Here is a 15,714-nt window from a genome sequence, read left to right on the forward strand (position 1 = left end):
CCAAGCCGGATCAGCCCCCTCGGGGGGCAGCGACCCGTGCACGGTGGAGCGTGGGGGGCATTCTCAGATCCCTGGCTGGGCCAGGTAGGCCGCGATGTCGTTGGCTTCGGCGGCGCCGATAGAGCCGCTGAGGAAGCCCATGCCGCCCTTGTTGCCGGCAATGGCGCCCAGCGTGTTGGACGCCGACGTGCCTCGCAGGATCTTGCTGATGTTCTGGGTCGGATCGCCGCCGTGGCAGGAGGCGCAGTTGCCCGCGTAGAGACTCTTGCCGTTGAGTGCCGAGGCACTTGCTGCAGGCGCCGGAGCAGGGGCGGGAGCCGGGGCCGGCGCCGGTGAGCCTGCCGTGGTGGAGCCTGTATCGGCCGGAGCCGCGGCAGTGGTGGTGCCGGTCGACGGGGCCGGGCAACTGGTGGCTTTGATCTGCACGCTCTTGTCGTGTTCGCGCTCGTTGTCGTCGTCGCCGTCATCGTCACGACTGTTGCTTGTCGCTGGCGCCGCCGCCGGTGCGGCCGCTGGCGTTGCCGCAGCAACCGGGGCCGGGGCGCTGGTGCTGCATTCGTTTTCGGTCACGGTGGTGTCACTGCCTCCGCCACAGGCGCTGAGGGTGGCAATGGCGAGCGTCAGGGCACAAAGGTGCAGGCCGGTGGCAGTTGACATGGTGTTCTCCCGGTGAGGTCAGATGTTGGGTTGGGCCAGGTAGGCGGCGATGTCGTTGGCTTGTGCGGCGCCGATGGTGCCGCTGAGGTAGCCCATGCCACCTGCGTTGCTGGCGATGGCGTTGAGCGTGTTGCCCGGCGCGGTGCCCTTGAGCACCTTGCTGATGTTTTGCGCCGGGTTGCCGCCGTGGCAGGAGGCGCAGTTGGCCTGGTACAGCGACTTGCCGTTGAGGGCCGACGGAGACGCGGCAGGGGCAGCCGCGGGTGCGGGTGTTGCGGTGGTGTCCGTGCCTGCGGTGGTCGTGGCGGCCGGCGTGGTGGAGTCGCCACCGCCTCCGCCGCCGCAGGCGGTGAGGGCGGCCAGGCTGGTGGTCAGGGCGATCAGGGTCAGGCGGTGCAGGTGGGTGTTCATGGTTGTGGACTCGTGGCGGTGGATGCTTGTGTCGATGTGAGGTGGAACTGGGGCGCGTTGGTGCGGACGTGTCCGCCGTGGCCGACGGCGAGGTAGCTGGCGCCCTGGCTTTCCAGCCAGGCGATGGCGCCTTCTTCCTTGAGCATGGCGATGGTGGTCAGGGCTCCCGCCGCGGTGGCGTTGGGGGCCAGCACACTGATCGACTGGTGGACGCTGACTGGCCATCCGGTCAGCGGGTTGAGGATGTGGCAGTAGCGGCGGCCGTCGACTTCGATGAATCGTTCGTAATCGCCACTGGTCGCCAGACCCCCCTGTTTCAGCGAAACGCGGGCGATGCTGGCCATCGGATGGGCCACTGGCGGGCGCGGGTGCTGGATGTCGATAGACCAGGGAACGGCCGACGCTGCGGACGGATCGCCGAGTGCGTGCAGATCGCCACCGAGGTTCACCAGGGCGTGTTCGACGCCGGCTTCGCGCAGCACGACCGCGGCGCGGTCGGCCGCGTACTCCTTGCCGAAGCCGCCGAAGTCGATCTCCATGCCCGCGTCGGCCAGGCGCACGCGGTCATCGCCGATGTGCACCCGCTCCCAGCCGATCCGCGACCGTGCATCGGCCAGGCGGTACGGCGAAGGCAGTGCCTGGGCCGAGAAGTTCCAGGCCTGGCGCAACACGCCAGAGGTGATGTCGAACAGACCATCGCTCTGGCGCCAGAGCTGGTCCGCGAACATCAGCAGCTGGCGGGTCTCTTCGTCAACCTGGACCGCCGCGTTTCCCGCTGCACGGTTGATGCGAGAGACCACGCTGTCTTCGAGATAGCGCGAGAACTTCGCCTCGATGCGCCGCACCTCGGCAATGGCCTTGCGCGCCGACTGCTCTGCGTGCGATCCGCTGGTGCCGCGCAGATGGAAGCTGCAGGGGCCTCCCATCGCGCGGAACTCGAACAGCAAGGTTTGCATGGCGGCGGCGTGTCCGTCAGAACTGGTGCGTCAACCCGACCTGGATGGTGCGGGCGTTCATCGGCGACAGACCCGGACTGCCGCCACCGATGCGCAGGCTGGACGACTGGCGGTAGAGATCGAGCTTGACGTCGGCCGTGGTGTTCTTGGACAGCGCGTAGGCCACCTTCATCGACCAGTTCCAGGCGCCGAAGGCCGACAGGCGCTGGTCGGCGGACCGGTAGCCCGAGATCCCGGCGGCGCGCTGCATGGTGGCAGCGGTGTTGTAGTTGCCGTTGCTGTCGAGCACCGGGTCGAAGTAGAACGACGCCGCGCTTTGCATGTAGTAACGCACGCCGGGCGTGAAGGTCCAGGGGCCGACTGCCTTGACCAGTTCCAGATCCACGGTGTGCGCGCGCACGCCGAAGGTGTCCGAGTAGTAGCGGTAGCTGGTGCGGGCTGTGGTGTCCAGCGACGCGATGTGGTGGTTCCAGCGCGCCAGGCCGATCCAGGTGTTGCGCTTGTCGGGCCGGTTGTCGAACAGCTTGTACGGGTCGTTGAAGTAGCCTGAACCCATGCCGCGGGTCAGGTTGAACTGCACGATGTCCGACGCGGTCAGCACCTGCGTGACGCCGCCCATGATTTCGTTGACACGCTTGCGCTGGTTGATGGCGGTGTTGACGCCGTTGGACTGGTTGTCGATGCGGTCGCGCGAGAAACCGGTGCCGACGGTCCAGGTGCGGTTGTTGTCGTCGCTCGACCAGCGCGCCTGCAGGCCCAGGGCCTTGGACGTGTAGTCGTGTTCGTCCGACAGCGCGAAGCTGGCGGAAACCGCGGCACGGCTGAAGTAGCGCGTGACCTTGACGTCGCCGGCCTTGCGGTCGTCTTCCATCCGGCTGGCGCCCGAACGCAGGGTGTGCATGCGCGGCGAGGCGCCCGAGACGCTGTCGACCACGCCAGAGGCTTCGACCGACCACTGCTCGCCGATGGGCGTCATCAGGTAGACCTGCGGCGCATTGACGGTGACGCGGGTCCAGCCGGACTCGCTGTCCTGGTAGTTGCCGTACTTCAGCGACAGGGTGGATTTTTCCGGTGGTGCTTCCGCGCGAGCGTCGGAGGGCAGTGCCATGGCAAGGGTCGCCAGGCCCGGCAGCATCAGCGAGGCGAGAAGGACGCTGCCGGAGGTGTTGTGGTGTGTTTGGTCGTTCATGTTCCGGTCCTCAGTTGCAGCCGCAGCCGCCGCCGCCCACGCCGTAGCCGCCGCTGGCGGCTTCCTTGCTGCCGTAGATGTGCTGCATGAAGCGCTGGTCCAGCGGATCGGCTTCAAAGGTCATGGCCGGCTTGGCCAACTGGCCTTTTTCCCAGGCCTGGACCTGGCCGAGGTTGGAGCAGCCGGTCAGCAGCGTCATGCCGGCCGCCAGCGCGAGCAGAAGTTGGGTGCGCATCGTCATTCCTTGATGTGGAGGGCTTGCTTGATCTGGGCTTCGAGTTCGTCCCGGCTTTCGGCCTTGAAGCCCTGGTGGACCATCAGGACCTTGCCGTCCGGGCCGATCAGCATCGAGGTGGGCATGCCCTTGACCCCGTACTGTTTGGGCGCCTGTCCTGCGCTGTCGAAGGCAATGTCGAACTGGGCCGGGGTGGCAGCCAGGAAGGCCTTGGCGTCTTCCGGCTTCTGGTCGAGGTTCACGCCGACCACCCGCAAGCCCTTGGCGCCGTACTTTTTCTGCATGTCGTTCATCCACGGAAACGACTGCTTGCAGGGGCCGCACCAGGACGCCCAGAAATCGAGGTACACCGTCTTGCCCTTGTAGGCGGAGAGCTGCACCGTGCCTTGCTGGCCCGGCAGTTCAAAGGCGGGGGCAGGTTGACCGACCTCGAGGGCGAAGGCACTGCAGGTCAGCAGGCCGGTCAGGGCGAGGGAGGCGATGTCCCTGAGGAGGCGGGGTTTTTGGTGCATGGAACTCCAGACAACTTTTAAATTTGGGAAAATTTCCCTTAAATGGTAACCTTGCTCCCGGTGATGTCAAGGCTTCGCCTGGAAATTTGGTAAATAAACCCATAAACTTGTTTCATTCGGCGTCTGCGCCAAGCGCCTTTTGGGGCGCGAAAATCCCCTCTCATGAGCCAGCCTCCCGATCCCGACAGCGCTTCGTCAGGCGCCGGATTGCCCCAGCCCGAACTGGCGGCAGCGGCGGTGCTGCGTCTGCTGCGGCCGCTGGCGCGGCTCATGATCGACCACGGCCTGCAGCTGCCGTCGATGGTGGAACTGCTCAAGAAAGCCCTGGTCGACGAAGCCGTGGCGAGTTACGGCCCGACAGACCGCAGCAATTCCGACTCGCGCATCGCGATCCAGACCGGCGTGCACCGCAAGGACGTGCGGCGCCTGCGCGAGCAGGTACCCGACGACTCCGGCCTGACGCCGCCCATGGTTCCGATCGCCACGGCCGTGGTGGCCCGGTGGATCAGCGATCCGCGTTTCCTGCGCGCCGACCGCACGCCGCTGCCGCTGGCGCGCACGCCGCGGCTGGGCCATCCGGGCGAGCCCGATTTCTCCATGCTGATTGCCGAGGTCAGCCGCGACGTGGGTGCCCGGGCCGTGCTGGAGGAGCTGCAGCGGCTGGGTGTGGCCACCGTGCAGGAGGACGGCTTGGTGCAACTCAATGACACCGCTTTCGTGCCCAAGGAGGGGTTGAATGACTCCTTCCACTTCCTGGCCAACAACGTGGGTGATCACCTGTCCACCGCCGCGCACAACCTCTCGCCGCACCGCGTGGGGCCGCCGCTGCTTGAGCAAAGCGCGTTTTCCGACGGTTTGACGGCGGAACAGGCAGCAGCCCTCCAGCAGGCCGCACGGCGGCTGTGGGCCGATGTGCTGCAGCAGTTTCTGGTGTCGGCCACCGTCGCCGAACAGCGCAGCCAGGCGCAGGAAGCCCCCAAGGTGCGGGTCCGTTTTGGTGTGTATTTCAGCCAGGTGGACCAGGAGGAGGTCGGCGCCGAAGCGGCGCCGAAGTCCACTGCCCGGCGTCACAAAAGAAAGAGCAATCCATGAGACAGGTTCCCACTCCCGCCGCCTCGGTCAGTCGCCGTCACTGGATTGCGCTGGCGGTGGCCGCGCTGGCGGGTTGCGGCGGCAGTTCGAACACCGCTGGCGACGGTACCGCCGCCAGCGACGCTGCGTCGGGAGGCTCCGGGTCGCCCGCTTCTCCCGCTCAGACCGGAAGCGACGGCTCCACGCAGACGGCCGGCACCCCCGGCACGGGTGGCACCGGTATTTCGGTGCTCGGTCCGATCTCTGGCTTTGGCAGCGTGATCATCAACGGCGTGCACTATGACGACAGCGGCGCCCGCATCACGATCGATGGCTCGGGCGCGAGCAGTTCGGCACTGCGCCTGGGCATGGTGGCCGGCATCAGCGGCACCCGCGCTGCCGACGGCCTGACCGGTGTGGCGCAGGCGATCGACGTCTGGTCGATTGCGCAAGGGACCGTGACCAGCGCTGGCGGTGACCGCTTCACGGTCATGGGCATGAGCATCTCGCTCAAAGCCTCGACCTTTGCCGACGTGTCGCCCTCCGTGGGCCAGACGGTCGTGGTCTGGGGGCTGCAGGCCGACGCCGATGGTCGCCAGTGGGTGGCGACACGGGTGGACGCCGCATCTGGCCACCGGGCGACCGTGACCGGCAGGGTCGAAGGCTCGGGCGAGAACCGCTCGGTCAACGGGATCCGCCTGACCGGCGACAAGGCCTCCGGCCTCGGCGGCGGTCTCTACCGCCTGACCGGGGAATGGGATGCCGAGAAGCAGCAGCTCGAAGTCAGCGCCGTGCGGCGCATCGACGTGCGCGGCGACACCGGCTCCGGCAAGGTGGTGGAGATCGAGGGCGTGGTGACCTCAGCATTCTCCGGCGCCTACTTCATGCTGGGCTCGGTGCAGGTCGACGCTTCGGCGGTGGCTGGTGCGGCGGCGGGTCTCCAGGTTGGGCAGGAAATCGAGGTCTATGGCAGCTGGCATGGCTCGGTCCTGGTGGCGACCAGGATCGAACACGAGGACCACGACTGAGGTCCTTGCAGCCCTGACCCCTGGTGGGCAGGGTGTCAGGGCGTCAGGGCGCGGTCCAGGCTGGCCTGGAACGCCTGGGCGTTCTGGAAGCCGATGACCTTGTGCACAACGCCTTCTTTGCGCGACGGGTTGAAGAAGAGCACGCCCGGCGGGCCGAAGAGGCCATAGCGCTTGAGCAGTTCGCGGTCGGCGCTGTTGTTGGCGGTGACGTCGACCTGCAGCAGCTTGACCGCCGACAGGCGCTGGCGAACCACCGGCTCGCTGAACGTGAGGGCCTCGAACTCCTTGCACGCGACGCACCAGTCGGCGTAGAAATCGAGCATCACACGCTGCCCTTCCTGGCCCGCCTTGGCCAGCATCGCATCGAGCTCGTGCAGATCCTTGACACGCTGGAACGGCAACCTGGCTTCGGTGGCCGGGGCGGCTGCCGTGACCCCTGTGGCGCCGCCGGGGCGCAGATGTGCCAGTGGCTGCAGCACCGAACTGCCGCCCGAGGCGGCACCGACCAGAAGAACGGCCGCGATGCCACCGAGCGCGAACGCGACCGCGCGGGCGGCGGGTCGCGTGGCGTTGCGGTCGGGGTGGTGACCGAACAGACCCAGCAGGGCGGCGCCCGCCAGCGCCCATGCCGCCCACAACAGCATGTGTACCGCTGGCGGCAGCACCGGCGAGACCAGCCAGATGGCGACACCGAAGAGCACCATGCCGAAGACCTTCTTGACCTGCTCCATCCAGGTGCCAGCGCGGGGCAGCAGGCTTCCGGCAGACAGTCCGACCAGCAGCAGCGGCACGCTCATGCCCATGGCCATCGCAAACAGCGCGGTACCGCCCATCACGACGTCCCTGGTCTGGCTGATGTAGACCAGTGCGCCCGCCAGCGGCGCGGCCACACAGGGGCCGACGACCAGCGCCGACACGCCGCCCATCAGGAACACACCGACGAACGAGCCGCCCGAGAAGCGGTTGGACCACTGGGTGGCCCGGGTCTGGACGAAGCTGGGCATCTGCAATTCATAGACGCCGAACATCGACAGCGCCATTGCGCTGAGCAAGGCGGCAAAAGCGCCCAGCACCCAAGGGTTCTGCAGGAACGCCGCCAGCCCTTCGCCCGCCAGCCCGGCGGCCACGCCAAAGGCCGCGTAGACCAGGGCCATGCCGACCGAATACGACAGTGAAAGCAGGAAGCCCCTGGTGCGGCCGACCGGAGCGCCCTGGCCCGCGATGAGCGAAGAGAGGATGGGCACCATGGGCAGCACGCAGGGCGTGAAGGCCAGCAGCAGTCCCGCCACGAGGAAGGCGCCGGTCACCTTGAGCAAGCTGCCCGAGGCCAGTGCGCGGGCGATCGCGTTGTCGTCGTCCGGGGCGGGTGTCGCCGGTGCGGGCTTGGCGGTGTAGGCCGTGTCCAGCTTCAGTTCACGCGACTCGGGCGGGTAGCACAGGCCGTCGTCGGCGCATCCCTGCCAGCCGATGGTCAGGCTGCGGCTGGTGCCCCGGACCAGGCGCACGTCGATGTCGACAGGTGCGGTGTAGACCGCCATCGCACGGTTGAAGTTGCTGTCGAAAACCTCTTTGGCCGGCGGAAGGGCGACGGCCTTCCATTCGGTCGCCGGGCCTTCGCCCTGGAACGACAGCCGGTCGCGGTAAAGGTGGTAGCCCGGTGCCACTTGCCAGTGGACGCGGATGGTCTGGTCTGGCTGCGGCGTGGTGGTCAGGACAAAGGCCTGCTCGGGTGGCAGGAAGTCCTCGGCGAGGACAGGTCCAGACAGGGCAAACAGGCCGAACAGGACGCCAAGCAGGCGCAGTGTCCAGCCACGAGACCGAACGCGCATGGCGGCTCTCCGTGGGATGGCAAGGCCGCTATTGAATCATGATTTGGGAATAAATCCCAAATTTAAGGAAAACTCAGTGTGTCGAACTGTTGTCGGCGCTGCGGGCCAGCAGCCCGCTGAAGAGGCGGTGTTCGCAGTCGGGGTCGCTGCACTTCTCGCAGCTCCAGGGGCGGCGACCCGACGCCCAGTCGGCATTGCCGGCCAGGAGGACACCGCCGAGGGAAGGTCCGAGAGCGCGGCCGATGGCGCGCAGCGCCTGCTGTTCACGGGCCTTCCCCTGGCCGTAGACCGTCTGGAAGGGCAGGCCGGCCGATTGGAGTTCGCGACGCAGCACCGCGTCGGTGGCGTCCCGCACCGCCGGGCTGTCGCGAAAAAAACCGTCCGACACCCAGGGCAGGTCCAGTCCCATGAGCAGCGTGAGGCCGACGGTCTGTTGCCAGCGCAGCGCATCGGGCAACAAGCTGAGGTCGTTGAAGTACAGCTCGCTGTAAGCGGCGATCACGAGCGGGGCCGTGTCGGCGATCACCACCTGCAGGGTCGCCTGGCGAGCCGCATCGTCGATCAGGCGGGCCTGTTCGAGTGCCAGGGCAGCCTGCTCGTCGGCGTGGGGCGCGCGGCCACGGGCTTCGCACCATTGGCGCAGGTGTTCGGGAACCAGGAGAGTGGACAGGCCCAGCGCTTGAAGCTGAGCGCACAGGGCGTGCTCGAGCGTGGTCTTGCCGGTGGATTCGCCGCCGAGCAGCGTGACAACCAGTGCCACGGCGTCGCTCAGGGCTTCTTGTGGGCGATCTGGACGAAGATCTCGTTGGGCCGGACCATGCCCAGGTCCTGGCGGGCCAGTTCCTCGACCATGCCCAGACCTTCGTGGAGGTCACGCACTTCGCTGGCCAGCCGGTCGTTGCGCCACTGCGCCTGCCGGTTGACCGATTCGAGCAGCGCCAACTCCGCCTTCATTCGATTCACCTGGGGCACGCTGCCCCGGCCGAACCACAGCTGCGCGTGCACGACGAGCAGCAGTGTGATCAGGAGGCCGGGGACAAAGCGGTTTGCCATGGGCGGAGTTTAGCGCTCGGCTGCGAGGCCTTACTTGAGGTTGTAGAAGGCAGCGCGGCCGGGGTACACGGCCACGTCGCCCAGGTCTTCCTCGATGCGCAGCAGCTGGTTGTACTTGGCCATCCGGTCCGAACGCGACAGCGAGCCGGTCTTGATCTGACCGGCGTTGGTGCCCACCGCGATGTCGGAGATGGTGCTGTCTTCGGTCTCACCCGAGCGGTGCGAAATCACAGCGGTGTAGCCGGCGCGCTTGGCCATTTCGATGGCTGCAAACGTTTCGGTCAGGGTGCCGATCTGGTTGATCTTGATCAGGATCGAGTTGGCGATGCCCTTGTCGATGCCTTCTTTCAGGATCTTGGTGTTGGTGACGTACAGGTCGTCGCCCACCAGCTGCACCTTCTTTCCCAGGCGCTCGGTCAGCACCTTCCAGCCGTCCCAGTCGCCTTCGGCCATGCCGTCTTCGATCGAGATGATGGGGTACTTGTCGGCCCAGGTGGCCAGCATGTCGGTCCACTGCTCGGCGGTCAGCGCGATGCCGCCTTCACCTTCGAGCACGTACTTGCCGTCCTTGTAGAACTCGCTGGCGGCGCAGTCCAGGCCCAGGGCGATCTGCTCGCCAGCGGTGTAACCGGCCTTGTCGATGGCCTGCAGGATCAGTTGCAGCGCGGCTTCATGGTTCTCGACCGAGGGGGCAAAGCCGCCTTCGTCGCCCACGGCGGTGCTGATGTGCTTGTCGTGCAGGATGGCCTTGAGGGCATGGAACACCTCGGCACCCCAGCGCAGGGCTTCGCGGAACGACGGCGCGCCCACGGGGATGATCATCAGCTCCTGCAGGTCCAGCGAGTTGTTGGCATGGGCGCCGCCGTTGATGATGTTCATCATCGGCACGGGCATCTGCACCGCGCTCATGCCGCCGAAGTAGCGGTACAGCGGCAGGCCGGCTTCTTCAGCTGCGGCGCGGGCCACGGCCATCGACACGGCCAACATGGCGTTGGCGCCCAGGCGGCCCTTGTTTTCGGTGCCATCGAGGTCGATCAGGGTCTTGTCCAGAAAGGCCTGCTCGGAGGCGTCCAAGCCCAGCACGGCTTCGCTGATTTCGGTGTTGATGTTTTCAACGGCCTTGAGCACGCCCTTGCCGAGGTAACGCTTCTTGTCGCCGTCGCGCAGCTCGATGGCTTCGCGCGAGCCGGTGGAGGCGCCCGACGGCACGGCCGCACGGCCCATCACGCCCGATTCCAGCAGGACGTCGCATTCGACGGTGGGGTTGCCACGGCTGTCCAGGACTTCGCGGCCGACGATATCAACGATTGCACTCATCTTTTCTACCTTTGGAACAAGTCAAACAAGAAAACAGGGAAGGGCGCTCACACGCCCTCGACAGCCAACATGCGGATCGAGCCCGCGCCCTCGCGCATCGTGCGCGCATGGGTATAGGTCTCGGACTGGTAATAGGCCTGCGCAGTGGCGATGTCCTTGAACTTCAGCACCACGACCCGTTGCGGGTTCCAGTCGCCTTCCAGCGGCTCGACACGGCCACCGCGCACCAGAACCTCGGCGCCGAACTCCTGCATGGCACGCGTGCTCCACTCGCGGTAGACCTTCATCTGCGCTTCGTCGGTGACGGTCACGTCCGCAATGATGTACCCGCTCATTGGAAATCGTCCTCCAGCAGCGGAGTTGTTTTGGTTACGGAATCGAGCGCGACCAGGGTTTCCAGCAGCGCCTTCATGCGGCCCAGCGGCACGGCGTTCGGGCCGTCGGACCAGGCTTCGGCCGGTTTGGGGTGCGTTTCCATGAAAAGGCCAGCCACGCCCGCAGCCACACCGGCCCGGGCCAGCACCGGCACCATCTCGCGCGCGCCACCGCTGACGTTGCCCAGGCCGCCAGGCTTCTGCACCGAGTGGGTCACGTCGAACACCACCGGCGCGCCGGACTTGCGCATCTCGGCCAGGCTGGTCATGTCGGCCACGAGGTTGTTGTAGCCAAAGCTCACGCCGCGCTCGCAGGCGAGAAAGCGGTCTTCCGACAGGCCGGCTTCCTTCGCGGCAGCGCGGGCCTTGTCGATCACGTTCTTCATGTCCCAGGGCGCGAGGAACTGGCCCTTCTTGATGTTCACCGGCTTGCCCGACTGGGCCACGGCGCGGATGAAATCGGTCTGGCGGCACAGGAAGGCCGGCGTCTGCAGCACGTCCACGACGCTGGCGACTTCGGCGATCTGCGACTCTTCGTGCACGTCGGTGAGCACGGGCAGGCCGGTCTGCCGGCGTACCTCGTCCAGGATCTTCAGGCCGGCGTCGATGCCGACACCGCGCTGGCTGGCGCCGGATGAGCGGTTGGCCTTGTCAAATGAGCCCTTGTAGATCAGCGGGATGCCGAGTGCCGAACAGATTTCCTTGAGCTGGCCGGCGACGTCGAGGGACATCTGCAGCCCCTCGATCGAGCAGGTGCCCGCGATCAGGAAAAAGCGCCTGTCCAGGCCGACGTCGAATCCGCAGAGTTGCATGGGCATGTTTCGCTCTGCCGATCAGGCCACGGCCTTAAGCTTCTGGCGGCCGTGGTGCTCGACCGCGGCCTTGATGAAGGCATTGAACAGCGGGTGGCCGTTCCACGGGGTGGACTTGAACTCGGGGTGGAACTGCACGCCGATGAACCAGGGGTGCACGGCCTTGGGCAGTTCGACGATCTCAGTCAGCTGTTCGCGTTGCGTCAGTGCCGAGATCACCAGTCCGGACTTGCGCAGCTGGTCGAGGTAGTTCACGTTCGCTTCGTAGCGATGCCGATGGCGCTCAGTCACCACGTCGCCGTAGATGCTGTGCGCCAGGGTGTCCTTGGCCACGTCGGAGCTTTGCGCGCCCAGGCGCATGGTGCCGCCGAGGTCGGAGCTGGCATCGCGCTTCTGGATGCTACCGTCGGCGTCTTTCCACTCCTCGATCAGCGCGATCACCGGGTGCGGTGTGGCGGCGTCGAACTCGGTGCTGTTGGCGCCTTCGAGGCCGGCCACGTGGCGGGCGTATTCGATGGTCGCGACCTGCATGCCCAGGCAGATGCCGAGGTAAGGCACCTTGTGCTCGCGGGCGTAGCGGGCGGTGTTGATCTTGCCTTCCACGCCGCGCTGGCCGAAGCCGCCGGGCACGAGGATGGCGTCGTACTGTGCCAGCTTCTGGGCGGCGTCAGAGCCTTCCATGGTCTCGGAATCGACGTGGTCGATCTTCACGCGCACATGGTTGCGCATGCCGGCGTGGCGCAGCGCTTCGTTGACCGACTTGTAGCTGTCCGACAGGTCGACGTACTTGCCGACCATGGCGATCTTGACCTCGCCCTGCGGGTGCTCGGTCTCGTAGACCAGATCGTCCCAGCGCTTGAGGCTGGTCGGCGGTGTGTTCAGGCGAAGCTTGTCGCAGATCAGGCCGTCCAGGCCCTGCTCATGCAGCATGCGCGGCACCTTGTAGATGGTGTCCACGTCCCACATGCTGATCACACCCCACTCGGGCACGTTGGTGAACAGCGAAATCTTGGCACGCTCTTCTTCGGGGATGCGGCGGTCTGCGCGGCAGAGCAGGGCGTCGGCCGAGATGCCGATCTCGCGCAGCTTCTGCACCGTGTGCTGGGTCGGCTTGGTTTTCAGCTCACCGGCCGCAGCGATCCACGGCAGGTAGGTCAGGTGGACGAAGGCCGAGTTGTTCGGGCCCATGCGCAGGCTCATCTGGCGCACGGCTTCCAGGAACGGCAAGGATTCGATGTCGCCCACTGTGCCGCCGATCTCGACGATGGCCACGTCCACCGCATCGGGCGTGCCGATGCCGGCGCCACGCTTGATGAATTCCTGGATCTCGTTGGTGACGTGCGGGATCACCTGCACCGTCTTGCCGAGGTAATCGCCGCGGCGTTCCTTCTCCAGCACCGACTGGTAGATCTTGCCGGTGGTGAAGTTGTTGGTCTTCTTCATGCGCGTTTCAATGAAACGCTCGTAGTGACCGAGGTCCAGGTCGGTTTCGGCGCCGTCGTCGGTGACGAACACCTCGCCGTGCTGGAACGGCGACATGGTGCCCGGGTCCACGTTGATGTACGGGTCGAGCTTGATGAGGGTGACTTTGAGGCCGCGCGATTCAAGGATCGCAGCCAGGGAAGCAGAAGCAATGCCCTTGCCAAGGGAGGACACCACACCGCCGGTGACGAACACGAATTTGGTCATGTCTCGGGCGAGCCTTTAGCTCGCAGGAGGTGGAAATGCCGATTATAGGCGGCACCCCCAGATCCACCCACCGCCAGGGGAGCGCCCAGGCGCCGGTTTTTAGTGTAGAAATTCGTATCAACCTGATACATTGCCGCCATGAACGAGCTCTCCGGAAAACACATCGTCCTCGGTCTGTCGGGCGGCATCGCCTGCTACAAGGCGGCCGAGTTCTGTCGCACGCTGATCAAAGCCGGTGCGACGGTGCAGGTCGTGATGACCGAGGCGGCCGGCCAGTTCATCACGCCGGTGACGATGCAGGCACTGTCGGGACGACCGGTGTTTTCTTCCCAGTGGGACGAGCGCAGCGCGGCGGGTGTGGACAACAACATGCCGCACATCAACCTCAGCCGCGATGCCGACGCGATCGTGATCGCACCTGCCAGTGCCGACTTCATGGCCAAGCTGCTGCACGGCCGGGCCGACGACCTGCTCAGCCTGATGTGCCTGGCCCGTCCGCTGGAGAAGGTGCCCCTGATCCTGGCGCCGGCCATGAACCGCGAGATGTGGGCGCACCCGGCCACGCAGCGCAATGTGGCACAGCTGCGCGCCGATGGCGCGACCGTGCTGGACGTGGGCATTGGCGAGCAGGCTTGTGGCGAGACGGGCGATGGCCGCATGCTCGAACCCGACGAACTGCTGTACGAGCTGGTCCGTTTCTTCACACCCAAGCTGCTTGCGGGGCAACACGTCCTGGTCAGTGCTGGCCCGACCTTCGAAGCCATCGACCCGGTGCGCGGCATCACCAACCTGTCCAGCGGGAAGATGGGCTTTGCCATTGCGCGCGCGGCCCACGAAGCCGGCGCCAACGTGACGCTGGTGGCCGGCCCGGTCAGCCTGGCCACACCACGCGGGGTCGGACGCATCAACGTCAAGACTGCGCTGAACATGCAGAAAACGCTCAACGTGTTGAGCCAGAACGCAACCGTCTTCATTTCCGCAGCGGCGGTGGCCGACTGGCGGCCCACCGAATCGGCGGTGCAGAAGATCAAGAAGGACGGCACCGGGCAGGTGCCGCCGCTGACCTTCGTCGAGAACCCCGACATCCTCAGCGGTATCGCCAAGAGCCCGCGCGCCCTCAACAACACCCTGTACTGCGTCGGCTTTGCCGCCGAGAGCGAAGACCTGCTGGCGCATGCGCAGGCCAAGCGGGTTCGCAAAGGCGTGCCGCTGCTGGTGGGCAACATCGGTCCGGACACCTTCGGTCAGGACGAGAACGCGCTGTTGCTGATCGACGATCAGGGCAACACCGAGCTGCCACGCGCGACCAAGCTGGAACTGGCGCGTCAGCTGGTGGCCGAGATCGCGCGCCGGTTGCCGAATCCTTCGCCGTTGCCGGTGCAGACGCCAGCCGTTCCGGTCGCTCCAGCGGCGCAAGCGACTGCCTGAGCCCGGCTGACGCCCGAAACCATCAGTCCCACCAAGGCAGGAGTCGCTTCATCGCGGCCACTTCACCACAGTGGTCGGTCGCGTAGCCGGGCAGGGCGTTGAGCGTGTCCTGCCAGGTGCGGCTGCGCAGCAGGGCCAGCAGCTTCAGCATCGCCGGCTGTTCCAGTGCCGACTTCAGGCTCACCAGCAGGTAGCGTTCGTCGGTCAGCGGCACGAAACCCAGACCGTAGTCGCGCGCCGCGTACAGCGTGCCCAGCCCGACGTCGGCTTCGCCGGCGGCAATAGCCTGTGCCACAGCCGCGTGTGAGGCTTCGTCGCGGTCGTAGCCCATCAGGCTCTCGGCCGCCAGACCACCCTGCGCCAGCAGCTCGTCCAGCAGCAACCGCGTGCCAGTGCCGCGCGAGCGGTTGACGAACCGGGCCCGGGTGCTGACCACGTCGCGCAGTTCGTTGAGCCTCAACGGATTGCCGGGGGCGACCATCAGCCCCTGTGCACGGCGCGCGAAGCCGATGATTTTGTGGGTGCCGGGTTTGAGCAGCGGGCGGTAGGTGCGGGCGCTGAGGCTGCCCGCCGCTGCGAACGGCTGCGTGTGAAAGGCTGCGAGCTGGCAGCGGCCTTCGTTGAGTGCGCGGATCGCGTCCACACTGCCGGTGAAACGGATGTCCAGGTGCAGGTTCGGGCGCGACGGCACCGTGGCCGGTGTCATGCCGGCGGCCACTTCCTGCAGCACGGTCAACGCGTGGTCGTGACTGGCATAGAGCGTGAGCAGGTCGCTGGGAGCAGTCTCGCTGTCTTCGAAGGCCAGCGAGAACGCCCGCTCCAGCTCGGCGCGAAGGGCCTCGGTCTGCGGGCCAAGACGCGCCTGCGCCAGCCGCTCGGCCATCAGCAGGCGCTGGCCGAACGGACTGAGTTGCGCCGCCTGGCCTCGCTCCCAAAGGATCAGCGGCTGGCCCAGTTCCTGCTCCCATTCCTTGAGTTGTCCCCACACGTGACGGTAGGACAACCCGATCAGTCGCGCCGCACCGGAAATCGATCCCTGATTGCGCACTGCCTGCAACAAATCGATCAAAGGATTGCGCAGCAAAGCCGCTCCCAGTGCCGGACCTTTGGGGCGTTGCTGGGCGATCGAATATGAAAGCTGAATCTTGCGCAT

The 15,714-nt window shown here is 66.4% G+C and carries 17 protein-coding genes; 3 read left to right on the plus strand and 14 right to left on the minus strand.

Annotated features, from left to right (window positions below; genetic code table 11):
* Positions 1–63: 63 nt before the first annotated feature.
* From ACLIJ1_RS18930 to ACLIJ1_RS18955, 6 genes are read right to left on the minus strand one after another with little or no spacing between them, the layout of a single operon-like run.
* Positions 64–657, minus strand: a complete 594-nt coding sequence (locus tag ACLIJ1_RS18930; protein WP_411367113.1) for a c-type cytochrome — start codon at positions 655–657, stop codon at positions 64–66.
* Between the two features lie 18 nt (positions 658–675).
* Positions 676–1,068, minus strand: a complete 393-nt coding sequence (locus ACLIJ1_RS18935) for a c-type cytochrome (protein WP_411367114.1) — start codon at positions 1,066–1,068, stop codon at positions 676–678.
* Positions 1,065–2,024, minus strand: a complete 960-nt coding sequence (locus tag ACLIJ1_RS18940; protein ID WP_411367115.1) for an FAD:protein FMN transferase — start codon at positions 2,022–2,024, stop codon at positions 1,065–1,067. The genes ACLIJ1_RS18935 and ACLIJ1_RS18940 overlap by 4 nt, the downstream gene beginning before the upstream one ends.
* Before the next feature lie 16 nt (positions 2,025–2,040).
* Positions 2,041–3,213 (minus strand): DUF3570 domain-containing protein, encoded by a 1,173-nt coding sequence (locus ACLIJ1_RS18945; RefSeq protein WP_411367116.1) that lies wholly within the window; start codon positions 3,211–3,213, stop codon positions 2,041–2,043.
* 10 nt (positions 3,214–3,223) lie between these two features.
* The gene (locus ACLIJ1_RS18950) at positions 3,224–3,448 is read right to left on the minus strand and encodes a DUF4266 domain-containing protein (RefSeq protein WP_411367117.1); all 225 of its coding nucleotides are present in this window, start codon (positions 3,446–3,448) and stop codon (positions 3,224–3,226) included.
* A 2-nt stretch (positions 3,449–3,450) separates the two neighbouring features.
* Positions 3,451–3,960: a TlpA family protein disulfide reductase gene (locus tag ACLIJ1_RS18955; protein ID WP_411367118.1), complete on the minus strand. Its 510-nt coding sequence runs from the start codon at positions 3,958–3,960 to the stop codon at positions 3,451–3,453.
* A gap of 162 nt (positions 3,961–4,122) precedes the next feature.
* Between ACLIJ1_RS18955 and ACLIJ1_RS18960 the strand changes: the two genes are divergently transcribed.
* Together ACLIJ1_RS18960 and ACLIJ1_RS18965 are read left to right on the plus strand one after the other, a co-directional pair.
* A complete protein-coding gene (locus tag ACLIJ1_RS18960) occupies positions 4,123–5,052 on the plus strand; it encodes a DUF6502 family protein (RefSeq protein WP_411367119.1) in 930 nt (309 codons plus the stop codon).
* Positions 5,049–6,059 (plus strand): DUF5666 domain-containing protein, encoded by a 1,011-nt coding sequence (locus ACLIJ1_RS18965; protein WP_411367120.1) that lies wholly within the window; start codon positions 5,049–5,051, stop codon positions 6,057–6,059. The genes ACLIJ1_RS18960 and ACLIJ1_RS18965 overlap by 4 nt, the downstream gene beginning before the upstream one ends.
* Positions 6,060–6,094: 35 nt before the next feature.
* Here ACLIJ1_RS18965 and dsbD read toward each other — a convergent pair whose 3' ends face one another.
* The 7 genes from dsbD to ACLIJ1_RS19000 all read right to left on the minus strand — a co-directional run bounded on the left by dsbD (position 6,095) and on the right by ACLIJ1_RS19000 (position 13,133).
* On the minus strand, positions 6,095–7,888 hold the full coding sequence (gene dsbD, locus ACLIJ1_RS18970) for a protein-disulfide reductase DsbD (RefSeq protein WP_411367121.1): 1,794 nt from the start codon (positions 7,886–7,888) through the stop codon (positions 6,095–6,097).
* A gap of 73 nt (positions 7,889–7,961) precedes the next feature.
* Positions 7,962–8,648, minus strand: coding sequence for an AAA family ATPase (locus ACLIJ1_RS18975; protein WP_411367122.1), 687 nt, complete (start codon positions 8,646–8,648; stop codon positions 7,962–7,964).
* Between the two features lie 8 nt (positions 8,649–8,656).
* Positions 8,657–8,941 (minus strand): FtsB family cell division protein, encoded by a 285-nt coding sequence (locus ACLIJ1_RS18980; RefSeq protein ID WP_411367123.1) that lies wholly within the window; start codon positions 8,939–8,941, stop codon positions 8,657–8,659.
* A gap of 30 nt (positions 8,942–8,971) precedes the next feature.
* A complete protein-coding gene (eno, locus tag ACLIJ1_RS18985) occupies positions 8,972–10,258 on the minus strand; it encodes a phosphopyruvate hydratase (protein WP_411367124.1) in 1,287 nt (428 codons plus the stop codon).
* Between the two features lie 47 nt (positions 10,259–10,305).
* On the minus strand, positions 10,306–10,593 hold the full coding sequence (locus tag ACLIJ1_RS18990; protein WP_411367125.1) for a DUF1330 domain-containing protein: 288 nt from the start codon (positions 10,591–10,593) through the stop codon (positions 10,306–10,308).
* Positions 10,590–11,444 (minus strand): 3-deoxy-8-phosphooctulonate synthase, encoded by an 855-nt coding sequence (gene kdsA / locus ACLIJ1_RS18995; protein ID WP_411367540.1) that lies wholly within the window; start codon positions 11,442–11,444, stop codon positions 10,590–10,592. Before kdsA ends, ACLIJ1_RS18990 begins: the two co-directional genes overlap by 4 nt.
* A gap of 21 nt (positions 11,445–11,465) precedes the next feature.
* Positions 11,466–13,133 (minus strand): CTP synthase, encoded by a 1,668-nt coding sequence (locus ACLIJ1_RS19000; RefSeq protein ID WP_411367126.1) that lies wholly within the window; start codon positions 13,131–13,133, stop codon positions 11,466–11,468.
* Positions 13,134–13,271: 138 nt separating this feature from the next.
* Between ACLIJ1_RS19000 and coaBC the strand changes: the two genes are divergently transcribed.
* Positions 13,272–14,561 carry a bifunctional phosphopantothenoylcysteine decarboxylase/phosphopantothenate--cysteine ligase CoaBC gene (coaBC, locus tag ACLIJ1_RS19005; protein WP_411367127.1) on the plus strand — a complete coding sequence of 430 codons (1,290 nt, stop codon included), beginning with the start codon at positions 13,272–13,274 and terminating at the stop codon, positions 14,559–14,561.
* A 22-nt stretch (positions 14,562–14,583) separates the two neighbouring features.
* On the opposite strand, the gene ACLIJ1_RS19010 is transcribed toward coaBC, so the two are convergent.
* Positions 14,584–15,714: a substrate-binding domain-containing protein gene (locus ACLIJ1_RS19010; RefSeq protein WP_411367128.1), complete on the minus strand. Its 1,131-nt coding sequence runs from the start codon at positions 15,712–15,714 to the stop codon at positions 14,584–14,586.

The sequence above is a fragment of the Hydrogenophaga sp. RWCD_12 genome, assembly GCF_046604225.1.
Lineage (GTDB): Bacteria > Pseudomonadota > Gammaproteobacteria > Burkholderiales > Burkholderiaceae_C > Hydrogenophaga.